The 18,934-nt window shown below is 49.0% G+C and carries 16 protein-coding genes; 8 read left to right on the top strand and 8 right to left on the bottom strand.

Going from position 1 to position 18,934, the window contains the following annotated elements; translation table 11 throughout:
* Positions 1-138: 138 nt before the first annotated feature.
* The 7 genes from L971_RS01510 to dnaA all read right to left on the bottom strand — a co-directional run bounded on the left by L971_RS01510 (position 139) and on the right by dnaA (position 9,952).
* Positions 139-1,128 carry an HD-GYP domain-containing protein gene (locus L971_RS01510; RefSeq protein WP_024371099.1) on the bottom strand — a complete coding sequence of 330 codons (990 nt, stop codon included), beginning with the start codon at positions 1,126-1,128 and terminating at the stop codon, positions 139-141.
* Positions 1,129-1,187: 59 nt separating this feature from the next.
* Entirely contained in the window at positions 1,188-3,758 is a 2,571-nt protein-coding gene (gene gyrA / locus L971_RS01505; RefSeq protein ID WP_024371098.1) for a DNA gyrase subunit A, read from the bottom strand.
* A gap of 22 nt (positions 3,759-3,780) precedes the next feature.
* The gene (gene gyrB / locus L971_RS01500) at positions 3,781-5,709 is read right to left on the bottom strand and encodes a DNA topoisomerase (ATP-hydrolyzing) subunit B (RefSeq protein ID WP_024371097.1); all 1,929 of its coding nucleotides are present in this window, start codon (positions 5,707-5,709) and stop codon (positions 3,781-3,783) included.
* Positions 5,710-5,764: 55 nt separating this feature from the next.
* Complete coding sequence (recF, locus tag L971_RS01495) at positions 5,765-6,883, bottom strand: DNA replication/repair protein RecF (RefSeq protein ID WP_029334004.1); 1,119 nt, start codon at positions 6,881-6,883, stop codon at positions 5,765-5,767.
* A gap of 1 nt (position 6,884) precedes the next feature.
* Entirely contained in the window at positions 6,885-7,100 is a 216-nt protein-coding gene (gene yaaA, locus L971_RS01490) for a S4 domain-containing protein YaaA (protein ID WP_024371095.1), read from the bottom strand.
* A gap of 134 nt (positions 7,101-7,234) precedes the next feature.
* Positions 7,235-8,374: a DNA polymerase III subunit beta gene (gene dnaN / locus L971_RS01485; RefSeq protein ID WP_024371094.1), complete on the bottom strand. Its 1,140-nt coding sequence runs from the start codon at positions 8,372-8,374 to the stop codon at positions 7,235-7,237.
* A 198-nt stretch (positions 8,375-8,572) separates the two neighbouring features.
* Positions 8,573-9,952, bottom strand: coding sequence for a chromosomal replication initiator protein DnaA (gene dnaA, locus L971_RS01480; protein WP_024371093.1), 1,380 nt, complete (start codon positions 9,950-9,952; stop codon positions 8,573-8,575).
* Positions 9,953-10,733: 781 nt separating this feature from the next.
* Here dnaA and rpmH point away from each other — a divergent pair.
* The 4 genes from rpmH (at position 10,734) to L971_RS01455 (ending at position 13,002) form a co-directional block, all read left to right on the top strand.
* Positions 10,734-10,868: a 50S ribosomal protein L34 gene (gene rpmH / locus L971_RS01470; RefSeq protein WP_015880216.1), complete on the top strand. Its 135-nt coding sequence runs from the start codon at positions 10,734-10,736 to the stop codon at positions 10,866-10,868.
* 154 nt (positions 10,869-11,022) lie between these two features.
* Positions 11,023-11,361 (top strand): ribonuclease P protein component, encoded by a 339-nt coding sequence (gene rnpA, locus L971_RS01465; RefSeq protein WP_024371091.1) that lies wholly within the window; start codon positions 11,023-11,025, stop codon positions 11,359-11,361.
* Positions 11,362-11,480: 119 nt separating this feature from the next.
* The gene (yidC, locus tag L971_RS01460; RefSeq protein ID WP_024371090.1) at positions 11,481-12,341 is read left to right on the top strand and encodes a membrane protein insertase YidC; all 861 of its coding nucleotides are present in this window, start codon (positions 11,481-11,483) and stop codon (positions 12,339-12,341) included.
* A 118-nt stretch (positions 12,342-12,459) separates the two neighbouring features.
* On the top strand, positions 12,460-13,002 hold the full coding sequence (locus L971_RS01455; RefSeq protein WP_024371089.1) for an HdeD family acid-resistance protein: 543 nt from the start codon (positions 12,460-12,462) through the stop codon (positions 13,000-13,002).
* Between the two features lie 11 nt (positions 13,003-13,013).
* Here L971_RS01455 and L971_RS01450 read toward each other — a convergent pair whose 3' ends face one another.
* Positions 13,014-13,769, bottom strand: coding sequence for a nucleotidyltransferase domain-containing protein (locus tag L971_RS01450; RefSeq protein ID WP_024371088.1), 756 nt, complete (start codon positions 13,767-13,769; stop codon positions 13,014-13,016).
* Positions 13,770-13,939: 170 nt separating this feature from the next.
* On the opposite strand from L971_RS01450, the gene mnmE reads away from it, so the two are divergent.
* The 4 genes from mnmE to noc all read left to right on the top strand — a co-directional run bounded on the left by mnmE (position 13,940) and on the right by noc (position 18,898).
* The gene (mnmE, locus tag L971_RS01445) at positions 13,940-15,319 is read left to right on the top strand and encodes a tRNA uridine-5-carboxymethylaminomethyl(34) synthesis GTPase MnmE (protein WP_047373980.1); all 1,380 of its coding nucleotides are present in this window, start codon (positions 13,940-13,942) and stop codon (positions 15,317-15,319) included.
* A 15-nt stretch (positions 15,320-15,334) separates the two neighbouring features.
* Positions 15,335-17,221, top strand: coding sequence for a tRNA uridine-5-carboxymethylaminomethyl(34) synthesis enzyme MnmG (gene mnmG, locus L971_RS01440; RefSeq protein ID WP_047373961.1), 1,887 nt, complete (start codon positions 15,335-15,337; stop codon positions 17,219-17,221).
* Positions 17,222-17,225: 4 nt separating this feature from the next.
* Positions 17,226-17,942, top strand: a complete 717-nt coding sequence (gene rsmG / locus L971_RS01435; protein ID WP_024371085.1) for a 16S rRNA (guanine(527)-N(7))-methyltransferase RsmG — start codon at positions 17,226-17,228, stop codon at positions 17,940-17,942.
* Between the two features lie 77 nt (positions 17,943-18,019).
* The gene (noc, locus tag L971_RS01430; RefSeq protein WP_024371084.1) at positions 18,020-18,898 is read left to right on the top strand and encodes a nucleoid occlusion protein; all 879 of its coding nucleotides are present in this window, start codon (positions 18,020-18,022) and stop codon (positions 18,896-18,898) included.
* Positions 18,899-18,934 lie beyond the last annotated feature (36 nt).

The following is an 18,934-nucleotide window of genomic DNA, read 5'->3' as shown; positions in this document are numbered from 1 at the left end:
TTCGTCTGCCGCTCTTAGCGACTCATTTATAATAGCATCTGTTATTTCATTCGTCAACTATAAAAATAAAATATTTAAAAATAATAAATAAAGACGTGTTCCCTTCCATCGCATATATAGAAGGAACACGTCTCACGTCTATTGAAAAGCTACGATCCGTACTTCGTTCAACCGAGTTAAATCATACGTTTCTTGAGTCGGTTCCGAGATTACAATCGGTTTTTCCACACGTGGTGTGTAATGTTGAATTGTTCCGCGCACACCGCTACTAAGCAATACGTTGCGCCCGACTTCAAAAAAACCGAGCAAAGTAGCCAACAATGTCAACGCCTCTTCATCGTACGCTTCATTTTGCCACATATAAAAATAGGCTTCTTCAGGAGTCAACGCTTTGCGGAACGTACGAGGCAACGTCAATTGACAAAAGCGGTCAGCGACAATAAAGAGAGGAGACGCCGGATGAAGTTCGCGCTCCTCGAGCCGATTGGGGAATCCTGAACCGTCTAAACGTTCATGGTGTTCCGTGATCAATTTGACAACTCGGGGACGCAACGTTTCATCTTTAGGGAGCATCGAAGCAGATACGAGAGGATGTTGATATAATAATTCCCGCTCCATTTTAGTAAAGTATCGCATGTGCGACCATTTGCGAATCTTTGCGTAGCTTGCATCCGCAAAGTAAGAAGCAATGCCATAATCAAACTGTAGACGATGCTCATCCCCTCGATACTTCGAAAGCGACTTCGCGATCAATGCGCGATAGATCGCATGATGGATCACGTGATTTTTGCGGAGGGGTTGGTCTGTAAAAAATGCGACGACTGCTGACAATGGATAATCATGTTGAAAGAGTTGGTGGACGAACTCTAAAGCTTCGTATGGGTTTAAAGCAATTCGCTCTTCCCACTGATTATAATGGCGTTCGTATTGAAGAATTTTGGAGCAGACCTCTTGTTCCTCGTTTCGTGTGAATCGACGACGTTCGACAGGGTCCACTTCAATCGCTTCAACTTTCAAAAACCGGAGCAAGCGTAAATGTTCGTTCGTCAGTTTGAGTCCTGCTTCTAATGAGGACACCGACCTCTTTAACGTCATCCCGACATGTACGTTCGAAATGGCTAACCGCATGCTCATTCCTCCTCCTATATAAAAAAGATCGAACGGAAGCTCCGTTCGATCTTTTCGTCTCACTCAGTCTCTTCAGACGATGGATCGATTTCCGGTGCTTCACCAACAAATCCATTCTCCATATCGACTGCCGATTCCTCTTCTAGCTCATCTTTTTTCAATTTCGCAATGGTCGCCAAACGATCACCGTCTTCGATGTTCATCACTTTCACACCGCGCGTGCTGCGTCCCATTTGGGAAATGGTTTGCGAGTCAATGCGAATCGCGACGCCGAGCTCGGTCATGAGCATGATATCGTCATCCTCATCCACGACGCGCATACCGACGACCGTTCCTCGATCGGTCTTAATACCGATGATTCCAGAACCGCCTCGTCCTTGTGTACGGAATTGCTCCATGGCAGTACGTTTGCCATATCCTTTTTCCGTAATAATGAGAACGTCTTGCGTCGACCGGACGATTTCCATCGATACGACTTGATCATCGTCTTTTTTCAATCGAATCGCGCGTACGCCTCGAGCGGTACGGCCCATCGAACGCACTTCACCTTCAAGTGGGAAGCGAATCGACATCCCTTCACGAGTCACGATCAACATCTCATCGTCGCTCTTCGCGAGACGAACCGTCACCAGTTCATCTGTTTCATTCAAGCTGATGGCGCGTAAGCCGTTTTTATTGATCCGAGCATAGGCAGATAGCGGCGAACGCTTCACGAGACCTTGCTTCGTAATGAAGACGAGCGACAATTGTTCATCGGCTACTTCTGCTTCCGAATCTTCACTGACCTCTTCCGTGATCGCTTGATCCGCCAAATAGCTGTTAAAGTCGACCGGAATCATCGTTTCGACTTTCTCGCCCTTATCGACTTGAAGCAAGTTGATAATCGGCATTCCTTTCGCGGTTCGACTCATCTCCGGAATCTCGTATCCTTTCAAACGGAAAACACGTCCGAAGTTCGTGAAGAACAAGATCGTATCATGCGTCGAGGCCGATAACAGACGAAGCACGAAGTCTTCATCGTTCGTCCCCATCCCTTGTTTCCCACGACCACCACGTCGTTGCGTCCGATACGAGTCGGTCGGGATTGATTTGATATAGCCTTCGCTCGTGAGCGTGATCATCATGTCACGAACCGGAATCAAGTCCTCATCCTCGAGCTCGACGATATCTGTGCGAATCACGGTACGACGAGCATCACCGTAACGTTCTTTGATTTCAGTCAGTTCGTTGCGGATGATATCGAGAAGAAGCTCTTCATCGCCGAGAATGGCACGGAGTTCTTCGATCAGCGCTTGAACTTCACGATACTCACCTTCGATTTTCTCCCGTTCCAACCCTGTCAATCGTTGAAGTCGCATATCAAGAATCGCTTGCGTTTGATCCGTCGAAAGTCCAAAACGGGCAATCAACTTCTCACGTGCCTCATCTCCAGTGCGTGTGCTCCGGATGAGAGCGATGACTTCATCGAGGTGATCGAGAGCAACGCGTAATCCTTCGAGAATATGCGCACGCGCCTCTGCTTTATCAAGGTCGAACTGTGTCCGTCGACGTACGACTTCTTTTTGGTGTTCGATGTAGTAGTAAATCGCTTGTTTGATGTTAAGTGTCTTCGGGCGTCCACCGACGAGGGCGAGCATGTTGACACCGAACGTCGTCTGCATTGGCGTCTGCTTGTACAAGTTGTTCAAAATGACACTCGCATTCGCATCGCGTCGAACTTCGATGACGACACGCATGCCGTTCCGGTCGGATTCATCGCGTAAGTCAGTGATGCCTTCAATTTTCTTATCCCGAACTAAGTCTGCAATCTTCTCAACAAGACGCGCTTTGTTCACTTGGTAAGGAATTTCATGGACGAGAATACGTTCGCGGCCATTTTTCAACACTTCAATCTCTGCTTTGGCACGCATCGTGATCGAACCACGGCCTGTTTCATAGGCGCGACGGATGCCGCTCCGACCTAAGATTTCTCCTGATGTCGGGAAATCCGGACCAGGAATGTGTTGCATCAACTCAGCGATGGTGATGTCAGGATTGTGCGTAAGTGCGAGCACACCGTCGATTACTTCGTTCAAGTTATGTGGTGGTACGTTCGTCGCCATCCCGACGGCGATCCCGCTCGTCCCGTTGACGAGGAAGTTTGGAAAACGTGCCGGTAAAACGACAGGCTCTTTCTCTTCCCCATCAAAGTTCGCTTGGTAATCAATCGTATTTTTACCGATGTCGCGCACGAGTTCCATCGCAATTTTAGACATCCGGGCTTCCGTATAACGCATCGCGGCCGCAGAGTCCCCATCGACAGATCCGAAGTTGCCGTGTCCGTCGACGAGTTCATAACGATAGCTGAAGTCTTGAGCCATGCGCACCATCGTCTCGTACACGGCTGAATCACCGTGCGGGTGATACTTACCGATAACGTCACCGACGACACGTGCCGATTTCTTATGCGGCTTATCAGCCCGAATACCGAGTTCGTTCATTGCATAGAGAATACGGCGGTGGACCGGCTTTAAACCGTCTCGTACGTCCGGAAGGGCACGTGACACGATAACGCTCATCGCATAGTCCATGAACGACGTCCGCATCTCTTGGCTAATATTTATATCCTTGATATTTTCTTGTTCTGCCATTCGTTATTGCCTACCCTTCTGTTTAAATATCGAGGTTTTTCACGTAGTGCGCATGTGACTGGATAAAGTCGCGACGCGGCTCGACATTGTCTCCCATGAGCGTCTCAAAGATTTCATCCGCCTCGATGGCATCTTGAAGGTCAACCCGCAGCATCGAGCGCGATTCTGGGTTCATCGTCGTACTCCACAATTGCTCCGGGTCCATCTCACCAAGACCTTTGTAACGCTGGACGCTATATCGTGCATTTTCAGGAAGGCGCTTAATCGCTTCCTGCAATTCGCGATCGTTTTGAACGTATACGATTTCTTTTCCGTGCTTCACACCGTAAAGCGGCGGTTGGGCGATATATACGTAGCCGCTCTCGATGAGCGGACGCATGTACCGATAGAAGAACGTCAAGAGGAGTGTCCGGATGTGGGCACCATCGACGTCGGCATCGGTCATGATGATCAGTTTATGGTAACGTGCTTTCGATAAGTCGAATTCTTCTGCAATCCCGGTACCGAGTGCCGTGATAATCGTCCGAACTTCCTGGTTCCCCAAGATTTTATCGAGACGTGCCTTTTCGACGTTGATAATCTTACCGCGGATCGGCAGGATTGCTTGGAAGTGACGGTCACGACCAGACTTCGCCGAACCACCGGCCGAGTCACCCTCAACGATATACAGTTCAGACTTCGATGCATCTTTCGACGAACAGTCCGCCAATTTCCCTGGCAATGAACTGACTTCGAGGATGCCTTTGCGTCGCGTCATCTCACGGGCGCGTTTCGCCGCGAGACGGGCGCGAGCTGCCATCAATCCTTTGTCGACGATCAATCGACCGACCGACGGGTTTTCAAGCAAGAACTGCTCGAACGTATCCGTGAAAAGTGAGTCTGTGGCTGTACGCGCGTCGGCGTTACCGAGCTTCGTCTTCGTCTGTCCTTCGAACTGCGGCGATGGGTGTTTGACCGATACGATTGCCGTCAATCCTTCACGGACGTCATCACCTGACAAGCTGCCGTCGGCTTCTTTCATCAATCCGAAGCGCTTCGCGTAGTCATTGATTGACCGTGTAAGAGCCGTCTTAAAGCCGGTCTCGTGCGTCCCACCTTCATGGGTCGGGATGTTGTTCGTGAACGAGTAAATGTTGCTCGCGAACCCTTCGTTGTACTGAAGGGCGATCTCGACTTCAATTCCGTCTTTCGTCCCGTGAACGTAAACCGGTTCTTCATGAATCGATGACTTCGAGCGGTTCAAGTGCTCGACGTACGACTTGATTCCACCCTCGTAATGATAGTTTCGCTCGATCGTCTCGTCGCCACGTTCATCTTTGGCGATGATGCGCAACCCTTTGTTTAAGAACGCAAGTTCACGAAGACGTGTCGCTAGCAAATCGAAATCATACTCGAGCGTCTCTTCGAAGATGTCGCCATCCGGGAAGAAACGGACCGTCGTCCCTGTCTTGTCGGTCGTTCCGACAATTTCTAATTCGCCTTGCGGAACACCGCGTTTGAACGATTGGTAATAGACGTTTCCGTTTCGACGGACGAACACTTCTAACTTTGTCGACAAGGCGTTGACGACGGATGCACCAACACCGTGTAAACCGCCGGACACTTTGTATCCGCCGCCGCCGAACTTACCGCCCGCGTGGAGGACGGTAAAAATGACCTCAACGGCTGGACGTCCCGTCTTCTTCTGGATGTCGACCGGGATCCCTCGACCGTCGTCCTCGACAACAATCGAATTCCCTGGCTCTACCGTCACGGTGATCGTTTCACAATGACCAGCGAGCGCTTCATCGATCGAGTTGTCGACGATTTCCCACACCAAGTGGTGGAGACCTCGCGAACTCGTTGAACCGATATACATCCCAGGGCGCTTACGGACTGCTTCTAAACCTTCAAGTACTTGAATCTGATCGGCACCGTAGTCTTGCATTTGTTTTTCGTTTTCGTTACTCATCGGTTTTGTTCACCTACTATACATGAATTGGTGTTCGTCTTGATTAGTTCTACGTTTATACAGATTCGGATTCAACTTCTCCTTGTTTCACGTGAAACACTTTGGCTTGCTGAATCGTTTCATGGGCAATTCCATCGATATTCGTCGTCGTAAGGATGGTTTGAACTTTTTTCCCCATCGTGTCGAGCAGATGGGTTTGGCGATGGTCATCGAGTTCTGACAAAACGTCGTCTAACAATAAGAGCGGGTACTCCCCGACTTCTTCATGAATCAGTTCAATCTCGGCTAGTTTTAAAGACAAGGCCGCCGTGCGTTGCTGACCTTGTGAACCGAACGTTTGGACGTTTCGATCGTTCACGTACAATTCGAAGTCGTCGCGATGAGGACCGAATAAAGTCACCCCTCGTCTTCGTTCGTTCTCTCTTATTTTATCAAACTTTTGTCGATACGTTTCAAACATCTGTTCTTTCGTGTGACGTTCTTTTTGGAACGTGTCCGATACGTACTGAATCGTCAGCGTCTCTAGGTTTCGCGTGATGCCCGCATGAATCGGTCCCGCCCATTTTTCGAGTTGATCGATAAAGTGGTGCCGTCTTGAAACGATTTTCACAGCGACTTCAATCAACTGATCGGTTAGGACTTCGAGTAATGTCTCATCCCCGCCTTTAATCGATAACTGCTTTAACAGGGCGTTCCGCTGCTTCAACGTTTTTAAGTATTGATTCAAGTCATGCAGATACACCGGGCTGACTTGACCGATTTCCATATCTAAAAATCGTCTTCGGCCTTGCGGGCTACCTTTAACGATGGCAAGGTCTTCCGGAGCAAACAAGACGACATTAAATGCACCGACGTAATCGCTAAGTCGTCGTTGCTCTAGATGATTCAGCTTCGCTTTTTTGCCTTTTGAGGAGAACGTGAGCGACTGTACCGTCTCACCTGTCCGTTTATGGATCCGACCCTCGATGAATGCGGAATCGGACTCCCATCCGATCAACTCACGATCTTGTGTCGTCCGATGCGATTTGGCCAGTGCAAGTACGTAAATCGATTCGAGCAGATTCGTTTTCCCTTGGGCGTTCTCACCGATGAGAACGTTCGTCTGATCTGAAAAATCCAGCTCGAGGGTTTCGTAGTTGCGGTAGTTTTGCAATCGGATCGACATTAAACGCACGTTAGTTGCCCTCGATTTGGAAATCTCCGAAGCCTTCGACTTCGATCTTATCTCCGTCACGGAGCTTACGCCCGCGACGTTGATCCACTTCGCCGTTCACTTTAATTTGCACGTCTTCCAAGAAAAACTTTGCTTGGCCTCCGCTCGAGATGATATCCGCTAACTTCAAAAATTGTCCGAGTGTTACATACTCGGTTGTAATCGACACTTTGTTCATGTCGTCACTCCCTTTCTTTCATACTAATTACAAAAAATCGCCATACTTATTAGTTTATCGAAAAACGTCGAATAAGGCAAAAACGGGGATGATAAGGCAAAGTACCTTATCATCCCCAATCCGGTTCGTCACGGTCACGATGTGCGAACTGGCAAAATCAACTGGAGGACACTATCTTGTTCGACCGGGCGTAAAATAAACGGACGCATTGAACCGGTGAATTGAATCTCGATTTCAGAAGCATCAAGGGCGCGGAGTGCGTCCATGACGAATTTCGAGTTGAACGAGATTTTAAGTTCTTCCCCTTCAAGCGATAAAATGCTGACACGCTCGGACACTTTCCCGACTTCCGGGGAATGCGAGCTCACTTCAACCGTCGTCGCTTCTTCGGCAACAAACTTGATAACGTTATTGCGATCAGCCCGTGCGAGCAGTGACGCGCGATCAATCGCCTGTAAGAAGTCTTTCGCGTTCAGACGGACTGCAGTTCGATATTCTTCCGGGATCAAGCGTGACGTGTCTGGATATGCACCGTCCAACAGACGCGAGAAGAATGAGATGTTTTTCATGCGGAATAAGATTTGTTGATCCGTCAAGACGATCTCGATCGGCAACTCTTCACGATCGAGCAACTTGGCTAGTTCGTTAAGCGAGCGTCCTGGGACGACAACGTTTTGGAACGTCAAATCATTATCCGTCTCGAAACGGGCACGACGAAGTGCCAAGCGGTGACTATCCGTCGCGACACATGTGAGGAACCCTTTTTCAGCGGAGAAATTCACACCCGTCAAAACTGGTCGTGTTTCTTGTGATGAAACGGCGAAGCTCGTTTGGCGAATGATCGTCTTCAACAAATCAGCCGGCAAATAGAAGCGGCGGTCACTTGCGAGCTCCGGGAGGCGCGGGTATTCGTCAGGATCAAGGCCGTTCAAGTGAAACTCGGCTTGTCCTGATTCGATACGCGTCATAAAGTTCGGTGACACTTCGAGCGTCACTTCATTCGTTGGAAGCTTCTTGACGATTTCCCCAAGGAAACGAGCGTTTAAGACGACACTGCCGGCCCGTTGGATTTGGATGAGCTCGATGCCACCTTCTTCAATTGGAATCAAGCGCTCAATCGAAATCTCAGTATCGCTACCTGTGAGGGTTAACCCATCCGCATGTGCTTCAAGCTTCAATCCTGTAAGAATCGGAATCGTTGTCCGTGAAGCGACAGCTTTTGATACGTCTTGTACGGCTTGCATGAATACATCTCGCTGAATCGTTAAGTGCATGTGGATAATTCCTCCTAAGTGAAATGAGTCGTAGTAGTTAATAATAATAGTATTATTTAAGTCATAATAGTAATAAGGGCTGTGGATAGTGGGGATAAGTGGCTTTAACCACTCGTGTTGAGCCATTTCGCCTGTGAATAACCTGTGGATAACTGAGGGTGTTTATCCACAGGTTATCCACATCGTTTTAAGTCGATTTTAAGACAACGCCTTTTTCAACGTTTGAATCGTCTCTTGCATCTCCGGATCATGTTTTAACAACGTGCTAATCTTCTCGTGGGCGTGAATCACGGTCGTATGATCCCTTCCTCCGAACTCTTCCCCAATTTTCGGTAATGAACTCTCTGTCATCTCACGTGATAAGTACATTGCAATTTGACGAGGGAAAGCGAGCGTTTTCGTTCGTTTTTTCGCTTTTAGTTCATCGACTTCTATATTAAAGTGGCGTCCGACAATCTCTTGGATGTCCCGAATGACGATTTTTCTCGCTTCTTGGACCGGCATGATGTTATGCAGCGCTTCTGCGGCAACATCAGGGTCGATCGGACGGCCGACGAGTTTCGCGTAGGCGACGACGCGGGTCAACGCTCCTTCTAGCTCACGAATGTTCGTATCGATTTGATTGGCGATATACAGCATGACCTCGTTGGAAATGTCGAGTCCTTCGGCTGTCGCTTTTTTCCGTAAAATCGCGATTCGTGTCTCTAGGTCAGGCGGCGTGATATCTGTGATCAGACCCCATTCGAAGCGTGAACGGAGACGGTCTTCTAATGTCGGTATTTCTTTCGGTGGTCGATCGCTCGAGATGACGATTTGTTTCTGGTCATTGTGGAGCGCATTGAACGTGTGGAAGAACTCTTCTTGCGTCTGTTCTTTCCCAGCTAAGAACTGAATGTCATCGATTAATAAGACATCAATATTTCGATAGCGGTTACGGAACTCTTCTGTCTTGTTATCCCGAATTGAATTGATGAACTCATTCGTAAACTTCTCAGATGAAACGTAAGCGATTCGGGCTCCTGGCTTCTGCCCTTTCACATAGTGACCGATGGCATGCATGAGATGGGTTTTTCCTAATCCAACGCCTCCATAAATAAAGAGCGGGTTGTAGGCTCTTGCCGGTGCTTCAGCGACAGCGAGCGAAGCTGCATGGGCAAACCGGTTGCCGGAACCGATCACAAACGTCTCAAAGATGTACTTATCGTTCAATTGTCCGAGACTTGCTTCCTCTTTTGATAGAACTGGTACGGGCTGTTCTTTCGTTTCCGTGACAGCAATCGTCTCTTTCAATGGCAATCCGTCAGCAGGTGCATACTTATGTGCTTGTGACTCCTCAATAAAATGAATTTCAAGCTTATTGTTCGTCACTTCTTCGACCGTGTCTTGCAACAAGGATAAGTATTGACGTTCGAGCCAAGTCACGATAAAACTGGCTGGCGCAGATACGACGAGTGTCGTCCCCATCAATGAAATCCCTTCTGTCGACTTCAACCACATGTCAAAACTTGCTTTTGGTGTGCGTTCTTCTTCTTCGATCAAAGACAGAACGTTTCTCCAAATCTCTTGAGCATTTTTCAATGAAAGACCTCCTTTACCGTTTATATTGGCGAAACTTATTCACACGATATACACAATCACTATTCTATAGTACATACTAGGATTATCCACAGAGAACAAAAACTGTGGATAAAGTTATCCACACGGTGTTGATGGTGGGGATAACAGTTATCCACAGCCTGTGTATATCTTGTTATGACTGAAAGTTCATCCACAAGTTTGTGCACATTCAGTTTATCAAAATAAAATAGACGTGGCAACGCTTTTTGATATTTATCCACAGACCAAGAAAATAATCCACAGGCACTTATCCACATGCTGTGTATATTGTGGATAAACTGTGGATATGTTGTGGATAAACGACTTAACAGGAATTCGCGATGTAAAAAGTTATACACAAAAGAGGGAGAAGGAAATGTGAATAACATTTTTGTAAGAGAGGAAAATGATAAATTAAAAAAATGGAGGATAAGTTTGTTGAAAAAAGAGGAGTTATTCACATATAAGTGTGGATAACTAGCAAATCATGTGGATAAAATGGCTTAGCCATGCTATTTGTAAAGAAAGCGCGAGCGTTACTGTAAACATTGTGTCAATTTTCGGCTACCAACTAAAGCAAATGGTGGTAATCGTTCCCCTCGCCTACTCAAATGGATCGATCGAGCTGGTGCTTGTGGTGGATCATGAAAACCTGCCGAAAATGGATTGACATTCTAAGTCACAGTTTATATAATCTTAAAGACTGCCTTAAATGAAACCATAACTTGCTAATAGAGCGTTAACCTTGAGGAGGTGCTTAACCATGAAACCAACGTTTAACCCAAACAACCGTAAGCGTAAAAAAGTTCACGGATTCCGTGCGCGTATGGCGACTAAAAACGGCCGCAACATTCTTGCAGCTCGCCGTCGTAAAGGCCGCAAAGCCTTGACTGTCTAATAACGATCACAAGATTGCCTAGGGATTTATCCTTGGGCAATCTTTTTTTTGTCACACAATCAAGTTGAAAAAGCTGATTCGCCCTCGTTGAAACGAATGGGATATGATATGATGTTAGTTGACGATTTTTGAACCGAAGGATGGAGTGAGAATTTTGAAAAAAGAATACCGTTTGCAAAAGAATGAAGAGTTCCAAGCGGTGTTTCGCGAAGGACGCTCCGTGGCCAATCGTCAGTTTGTCGTCTACACGCTCAAAGCGGATCAAGCGCATTTTCGGGTCGGGCTTTCTGTCAGTAAGAAGTTAGGAAACGCCGTAGAACGAAACCGGATGAAACGGTTGATGCGTGAGTCGCTTCGCCTACTTGAACCGAACGTGGCGCCGCACAATTACGTCATCATTGCGCGTAAACCGGCAACGGCTTTGTCGCAAGATGAAGTGACGGAAAGCTTGAAGCATGCCTTTAAGCGGGCTAAAGTTTGGAAGTCAAGATAAGTCGAACGTCCACTGCAATCCGGACTCGTTCTTTCATATATAACGTAAACTAACCAAGATTGACCGATAGACGTGAGATGAAACAAAAAAGAATCGATACAGAAAGTGTAGGAGGAACTATGAGCAAACAGCTGAAATTAGGATTGTTAGCCGTTATGACTGGTGCCATTTTGTTAATGGCCGGTTGTGTCGACCCTTCGACGATCCAAGGAGAGCCGATCACGGCTGAGACAGAAGGCTTTTGGGCGAAATACTTTGTTTGGCCCCTTGCATGGTTATTGAAAGAAGCTGCGTACTTGATTGGTGGTACATGGCAGTATGGGTATTCGATTATCGTCGCGACGATCATTGTACGTCTATTAATTTTGCCGCTCATGATCAAGCAGACGAAGAGTATGGGTGCGATGCAAGTATTGCAACCGGAAATGCTGAAGCTTCGTGAGAAGTACAGCTCGAAAGACCAAGAGACACAGCGTAAGCTACAAGAAGAAATGATGAAAATGTATCAAGAGTATCAAATCAACCCGCTTGCAGGTTGTTTGCCAATCTTGATTCAAATGCCGATCCTTTTCGCGTTCTACGATGCGATCCGTCGGACGCCGGAAATCTTTGAAGCTCGTTTCCTCTGGTTCGACCTCGGGGCACCAGATCCGACGTTCATCTTGCCTATTTTAGCGGCCGTATTGACGTATGCGCAGCAGAAGATCTCGATGGCAGGTCAAGAACAAAACCCGCAATTGAAAATGATGCTCTACATCTTCCCGGTCATGATCTTCGTCATGTCGATCACGCTTCCGGCTGCCCTCTCGATGTACTGGGTCGTCGGTTACATCATCTCGATCATCGTGACGATGGCGATCATGCTCCCGATGCGCGAGAAGATGAAAGTGCAAGCTGAAGCGAAAATCGCGGCGAAAGAAGCAGAACGTGCCGCCCTCGTGGAAGAAGAAAAGAAGAACAAAAAGAAAAAACGTAAGTAATGCCAAAAGGCTGTGAATCCGAGATTCACAGCCTTTTTTTCTGTGTAGATATAAGATGCCCAAAGGCGGGAATAGGAGAAGGACGGGCTAAACGCATACGTGGAAAGGAGTCTTTACGATGGAGACGCTCATCAAACGGTTGGAACGCTCGACACTTCTGCAAGCAGGCATCTATCTTTTAATCGGGCTGTTTATTTTATTGAATCCTCGTTTTTTCTTTGACGTCATCGTCTACGTCGCCGCCGGTTATTTGGCGGTCCTAGGGTTGTGGGCCGTCTTTCAAGGGTTGCGTCATAAACGTGCCGGCCTCCCCCCGTCTTTCTTTATGGGCATCGTCTACTTGTTACTGGCGCTCATCGTCTATTTCTTTGCTGAGACGCTCGCAAGCTTGTTGCCGATATTCATCGGGTTGTTATTCGTATTCGGGGGCATCATTCGCCTCATCCAAGCTGTTGGTTACCGGCGGACGATGGCAGACCACTGGATCTACTTCTTCGTGACGAGTCTGCTTTGGATTGGCATCGGACTCCTCATGTTGACGAATCCGTTCAGCAGTTTGCTCGTCTTGTTCCAATTGTTCGGTGGATTTTTGATCGCCGTCGGAATTATCGAGTTAGTCCTCTACTTCACGCTACGTCGCACGAGACGCGAAGCCATGTGAAACGAGCCGCCTCAATGAGGGCGGCTTTTTTCACGCAGGATCAATTGACTACAGAATAAACGGATATGACTGAATCCGGGAATCGTCTCGAAGAACTCCTGCTCTTCCTCGAGCCGAGCGATATAGTGCTTGGCAACGATCGGGTGGCGTGAAGGTGTCAACGCTTCATACCATTCGCGGAGCGGGATCACTTCCCGGGCGGCCACGTCTTTTAGTCCGAGCGAGGCACGGGAAGGGTCATGATGCGCGGCCAGTACGTACGCGAAGTGAGTCATACCTTGACGAAGCATCTCGACCGCCCAGACGTCGTTTCCTCGGTCGCGTGCTTTCGTATATTGAAAGAAGAACCAAATCGAATCGAACGTGTGGTTGAATAGTGCATCGTCCGCCAACGTCAAAGTCGAGCGATGTTCTTTCAGTCGTTGTTTTGGGTCATAGAGGATGGTCACGTCGTCTTGGTCGTTCAACGTCTCCATCGTCACGGTGAACAAGTCGACGTGTAAAAAGTCGTCATACACGACGATCAGTTGCGGGGCGACGATGTGAATCTCATCCGTTAATAAAATCGGGCGATACGCGGCGAGATGTTCGCGCCGTCGCGTTAAAAACGAATCGAGGTGACGGTCGGCGACAAGGACGTACAAGTCAACGTCGGAATGTTCATCCCCTTCACCACGTCCGAACGATCCCTTCAAAAAAATCGCTTCGACCGCGTCATCTTCACGCAACGTCGCCGTCAACAGTTGGATCGCTAGCTGTTGTCGCATCAAACTTCACTCCTTCGTTGGAAATATATTACTTTATTGTACGAAAATGAGTCGATGGAAAGCAACGGAATCGTGAGAAGTCCGACCCTTTCGTTTAAGTCAAATATCGTGTATAGTAGGTTCGTTATGCATATGATAGAAGAAGCTTGGAAGTTTGGAGGGAAAGAATGATGCTAGAGTTTGACACGATTACAGCCATCTCGACACCGATGGGAGAAGGGGCAATCGGAATCGTCCGCTTGTCCGGTGACCAGTCCGTTGAGACGGTGGCGCGCGTATTTTCTGGGAAAAACTTGACGGAAGTCGAGTCACATACGATTCATTACGGCAAATTGAAACGCCCTGACACAGATGAAGTCGTGGATGAAGTGATGGTCAGTATCATGCGGGCGCCGAAGACGTTTACGCGAGAAGACGTCGTCGAAATCAACTGCCACGGTGGGATTGTCGCCGTCAATCGTGTCCTCGAGTTGATCCTTGAACAACCGAACATTCGATTAGCAGAACCGGGCGAGTTCACGAAACGCGCCTTTTTAAACGGACGCATCGATTTATCACAGGCCGAGGCGGTCATGGATTTGATTCGGGCAAAGACCGATCGGGCCATGAACGTGGCCATGTCGCAAATGGAAGGCCGTTTATCTCGCCTCGTGCGCGATTTGCGTCAACAGTTGCTTGAAACGATCGCAGCCGTCGAAGTAAATATCGACTATCCAGAGTATGATGCCGAAGAGATGACGCAGGCGATCGTCGAAGAGAAGGCGGGCGACGTGAAGCGAGTGCTCGAGCAACTGCTCGAGACGGCACGCCAAGGTAAAATCTTACGGGAAGGTCTCGCGACAGCGATTATCGGACGCCCGAACGTTGGGAAATCGTCACTCATGAACACGCTCGTCCAAGAGACGAAAGCGATTGTCACCGAAATTGCTGGAACGACGCGTGACACGATTGAAGAGTATGTGAACGTGAAAGGTGTGCCACTTAAGCTGATTGATACGGCCGGTATTCGTGAGACGGAAGATATCGTGGAACGGATTGGCGTGGAGAAATCACGGAAAGCACTCGCGGGAGCCGATGTGATTCTGCTCGTCTTGAACGGCCACGAAGGATTGACGGTCGAGGACGAGGCACTGTTTGAGGCGATTGCCGGAATGAATGCGATCATCATCATCAACAAGACGGACTTGCCACAAAACATGGATTCTTCTAAGCTAGAGAAACTAGCGGCCGGACGTCCGATTGTTGCGACTTCACTCTTGCTCGAAGAAGGAATTGACGCGCTAGAGAAGGCAATTTCGAACTTGTTCTTCGCTAAAGGTGTCGAATCGCAAGATATGACATACATTTCGAATGCGCGACACATTCAACTCATTAAACGAACGATCGAACAAATTGATGAGGCGCTCGGAAGCGCCTTGATGAATATGCCGATTGATATGGTCCAAATCGATTTACGCCGGGCGTGGGATACACTCGGTGAAATCAATGGGGATACGGTTCAAGAGAGTTTGATCGATCAACTCTTTTCACAGTTTTGTCTTGGTAAATAAGAAGGAGGAAATAATATGGCTTATACGGCAGGCGAGTTTGACGTTATCGTCATCGGAGCCGGTCACGCCGGAATCGAGGCGGCACTCGCATCGGCGCGCATGGGCGCGAAAACGGCGATGTTGACGATGAACCCGGATATGGTCGGATTCATGTACTGCAATCCATCGATTGGCGGCCCGGCGAAAGGGATCGTCGTGCGCGAAATCGATGCCCTCGGCGGCGAGATGGCAAAAGCGATTGACGCGACGTACATTCAAATGAAGATGCTCAACACATCAAAAGGGCCGGCGGTACGGGCGTTACGGGCCCAGGCGGACAAGTTCCAATATCAGAATCATATGAAGAAAGTGCTCGAGGACGAACCGAACTTGCTCCTTCGTCAAGCGCTCGTCGAACGCTTTATTATCGAAGACGGGAAAGTAGCCGGCGTCGTGACGAACACAGGATCGGAATATCGTTCAAAGGCGGTCATCGTCACGACAGGTACGTTCATGCGCGGTCAAATCATCATCGGCGAACTGTCATATGAGAGTGGACCGAACAATCAGATGCCATCGGTCGAACTATCGAAACATTTGGAAGAACTCGGCATCGAGCTCGTCCGTTTCAAAACAGGTACACCGCCCCGCATCGATGGCAAGACGATCGACTACACGAAGACAGAGATTCAACCGGGCGATGATAACCCGTCCCTGTTCTCGTACACGTCGAAAGATCTCGATCCGATTGAACAGATTCCGTGCTGGCTCACGTACACGAGCGAGCGGACGCATCAATTGATCGACGAGAACTTGCATCGTTCTCCGATGTATTCGGGCGCCATCAAAGGAACGGGACCGCGCTACTGTCCGTCGATTGAAGATAAAGTTGTCCGCTTCAACGACAAACCGCGCCACCAAATCTTCTTGGAGCCGGAAGGACGCGACACGGAAGAAATTTACGTCCAAGGCTTCTCGACGAGTATGCCGGAAGACGTTCAACATCAGATGCTACGGACGATTCCTGGACTTGAGAACTCAGAGATGATGCGTCCGGGTTATGCGATCGAGTACGATGCGGTCGTCCCGACACAACTGTGGCCGACGCTCGAGACGAAAGCGATCGAAGGCCTGTTCACAGCGGGCCAAATCAACGGCACGAGCGGATATGAAGAGGCGGCCGGACAAGGCGTCATGGCCGGCATCAACGCCGCGTGCAAAGTGCTCGGAAAAGATTCGGTCATCTTGGACCGGTCTCAAGCGTATATCGGTGTCTTGATCGACGATCTCGTGACGAAAGGGACGAACGAACCGTATCGTCTGCTCACGTCACGTGCCGAGTACCGGTTGCTGTTACGTCACGACAACGCTGACCTCCGACTCAGCGACATCGGTCATGACATCGGTCTTCTGTCGGAAGAACGTCATGCGCAACTGAGCGAAAAGCGGGAAGCAATCGCCAAAGAAGTGAAACGGTTAGAGACGCTCGTCGTCAAACCGACGCCGGAAGTGAACGCGATGCTCGAGGCGCTCGGGGCGAACCCGTTGAAAGAGGCGACGCATGCCAACATCTTGTTGAAGCGTCCTGAAGTCACGTATGAGGCGCTCATGACGGTCGTTCCGGCCCCGGTCGAGTTGCCGCTAGACGTGGCCGAACAAGTCGAGATTCAAGTGAAGTATGAGGGCTATATCTCAAAACAACTTGAACAAGTTGAGAAAATGCGTCGGATGGAAGAAAAACGCATTCCAGAAAACCTTGATTACGATGCGATCGGCGGGTTGGCAACAGAAGCGAAACAGAAATTGAAACAAGTTCGTCCGCTCTCGATTGGACAAGCGTCACGTATTTCTGGGGTAAACCCGGCCGACGTGTCGATCCTTCTTGTCTACATCGAGCAAGGACAATACGCGACGGTGGAGTGAGACGATGAACGAATCCCAATTTATTGAGGCGTTACAGGCAGAAGGGTTCGAATTGAGCGAGAAGCAACTTGCTCAGTTCGAACGTTATTTCGAGATGCTCGTCGAATGGAACGAGAAGATGAATTTGACAGCGATCACAGACAAAGAAGAAGTTTACTTGAAGCATTTTTATGACTCGCTCAGCGCGGCGTTTCATTTTGACTTCAACGACGTCGAGACGGTGTGCGACGTCGGCGCTGGGGCGGGGTTCCCGAGCTTACCGCTCAAGATTTTGTTCCCCCACCTCCATGTGACGATTATCGACTCGCTCAACAAACGCATCACGTTTTTGAACGAGCTCGCGCTCGCCCTTGAGCTCGAAGGGGTCGCTTTCCATCATGGACGCGCCGAAGAGTTCGGAAAAAATAAAAAGTTTCGTGAGCAATTTGATGTCGTGACGGCTCGTGCCGTCGCCCGGATGACGGTGCTCGCCGAGTACTGTTTACCGCTCGCGAAAGTCGGTGGAACGTTCGTAGCGCTCAAAGCGGCGAAAGTTTCAGACGAGCTCGTAGACGCGAAAAACGCCTTGGGCGTGCTTGGTGGAGAAGTAAAAGCGACACACCAGTTCCTATTGCCAGGAGAGATGAGTGAGCGTAATATCGTAATTGTAGATAAATTACGAAAAACGCCCGGGAAATATCCGCGTAAGGCGGGGACACCGGCGAAAGAGCCACTAATCTGAGTAATAGTGTTTCACGTGAAACTAAAAGCAGATTCCGGTGGGAGTCTGCTTATTTTTTTACATAAGGGGTGCCGACGTTGAAGAAAACATTTGCCAAGTGGTTTGGGAATCGAGAAGAAGTGGCCGTTACGGAAATGGCACAAGTCAAACCGCACGACCAAGTCGAAGAGATCCAATTGTCACTTTTGCTTCCGAACCGCTATCAACCGCGTAAAGTGTTCGAGCCGGCCAAGATTGAAGAACTGGCCGTGACGATTCAAGAGCACGGTCTGCTCCAACCGATCGTCGTCAGACGGGTCGAACTCGACCGTTATGAAATCATCGCCGGGGAGCGGCGTTTTCGTGCGGCCAAATCGCTCGGATGGTCGTCGATTCCCGCCATCGTGCGTGATATGGATGACGATACGACCGCCGCGCTCGCGTTGATCGAGAACTTGCAACGAGAACAGCTCAGTCCGATTGAAGAAGCGGAAGCGTACGAACGTCTCTTGGCAATGAACGGCTTGACACAAGCCGCACTCGCCAAAAGTCTAGGCAAAAGTCAATCAACGATCGCAAACAAGCTGCGTCTGTTGAAACTTCCTGAAGATGTGAAGCAATGTCTGCGCGATCGTCAAATCAACGAACGCCATGCGCGCGCTTTGTTGCCGTTGAAAGATCCGCATCTGCAGCTTGACGTGCTCGTCGAGATCATCGAACAGGAATACAACGTTAAAGAGACAGAAGCGCGTGTCGAACTTTTGTTGTCACCGATCGAAGAAGAAAAGCGGAAGCCAAAGAAACGGCATCGCCGGACGAAAAGTTTCGCCCGAGACACGCGTATCGCCATTAACACGATTCGCGACTCGGTCGAACTGATCGGTAAGACAGGTATCGAAGTCGAAACTGAAGAAGTCGAAGAAGACGGGTTCGTCGAGATTCGAATTCGAATCCCTAAAGCACGGCCACAAAAGTGAGCCCGTGCTTTTTTCAATCGTTGTACGAATAAGGAG

Origin of the sequence: Exiguobacterium sp. ZOR0005 (assembly GCF_000798975.1) — a bacterium.
Lineage (GTDB): Bacteria > Bacillota > Bacilli > Exiguobacteriales > Exiguobacteriaceae > Exiguobacterium > Exiguobacterium aurantiacum.
Note: the sequence above shows the minus strand (reverse complement) of the source record. Positions and strands in the feature narration are given on the sequence as shown.

Coding starts and splice junctions, on each gene's coding strand:
- L971_RS01510 (WP_024371099.1), bottom strand. CDS start 1,128: ATGCGGTTAGCCATTTCGAACGTACATGTCGGGATGACGTTAAAGAGG.
- gyrA (WP_024371098.1), bottom strand. CDS start 3,758: ATGGCAGAACAAGAAAATATCAAGGATATAAATATTAGCCAAGAGATG.
- gyrB (WP_024371097.1), bottom strand. CDS start 5,709: ATGAGTAACGAAAACGAAAAACAAATGCAAGACTACGGTGCCGATCAG.
- yaaA (WP_024371095.1), bottom strand. CDS start 7,100: ATGAACAAAGTGTCGATTACAACCGAGTATGTAACACTCGGACAATTT.
- dnaN (WP_024371094.1), bottom strand. CDS start 8,374: ATGCACTTAACGATTCAGCGAGATGTATTCATGCAAGCCGTACAAGAC.
- rpmH (WP_015880216.1), top strand. CDS start 10,734: ATGAAACCAACGTTTAACCCAAACAACCGTAAGCGTAAAAAAGTTCAC.
- yidC (WP_024371090.1), top strand. CDS start 11,481: ATGAGCAAACAGCTGAAATTAGGATTGTTAGCCGTTATGACTGGTGCC.
- L971_RS01455 (WP_024371089.1), top strand. CDS start 12,460: ATGGAGACGCTCATCAAACGGTTGGAACGCTCGACACTTCTGCAAGCA.
- L971_RS01450 (WP_024371088.1), bottom strand. CDS start 13,769: ATGCGACAACAGCTAGCGATCCAACTGTTGACGGCGACGTTGCGTGAA.
- mnmE (WP_047373980.1), top strand. CDS start 13,940: ATGCTAGAGTTTGACACGATTACAGCCATCTCGACACCGATGGGAGAA.
- mnmG (WP_047373961.1), top strand. CDS start 15,335: ATGGCTTATACGGCAGGCGAGTTTGACGTTATCGTCATCGGAGCCGGT.
- rsmG (WP_024371085.1), top strand. CDS start 17,226: ATGAACGAATCCCAATTTATTGAGGCGTTACAGGCAGAAGGGTTCGAA.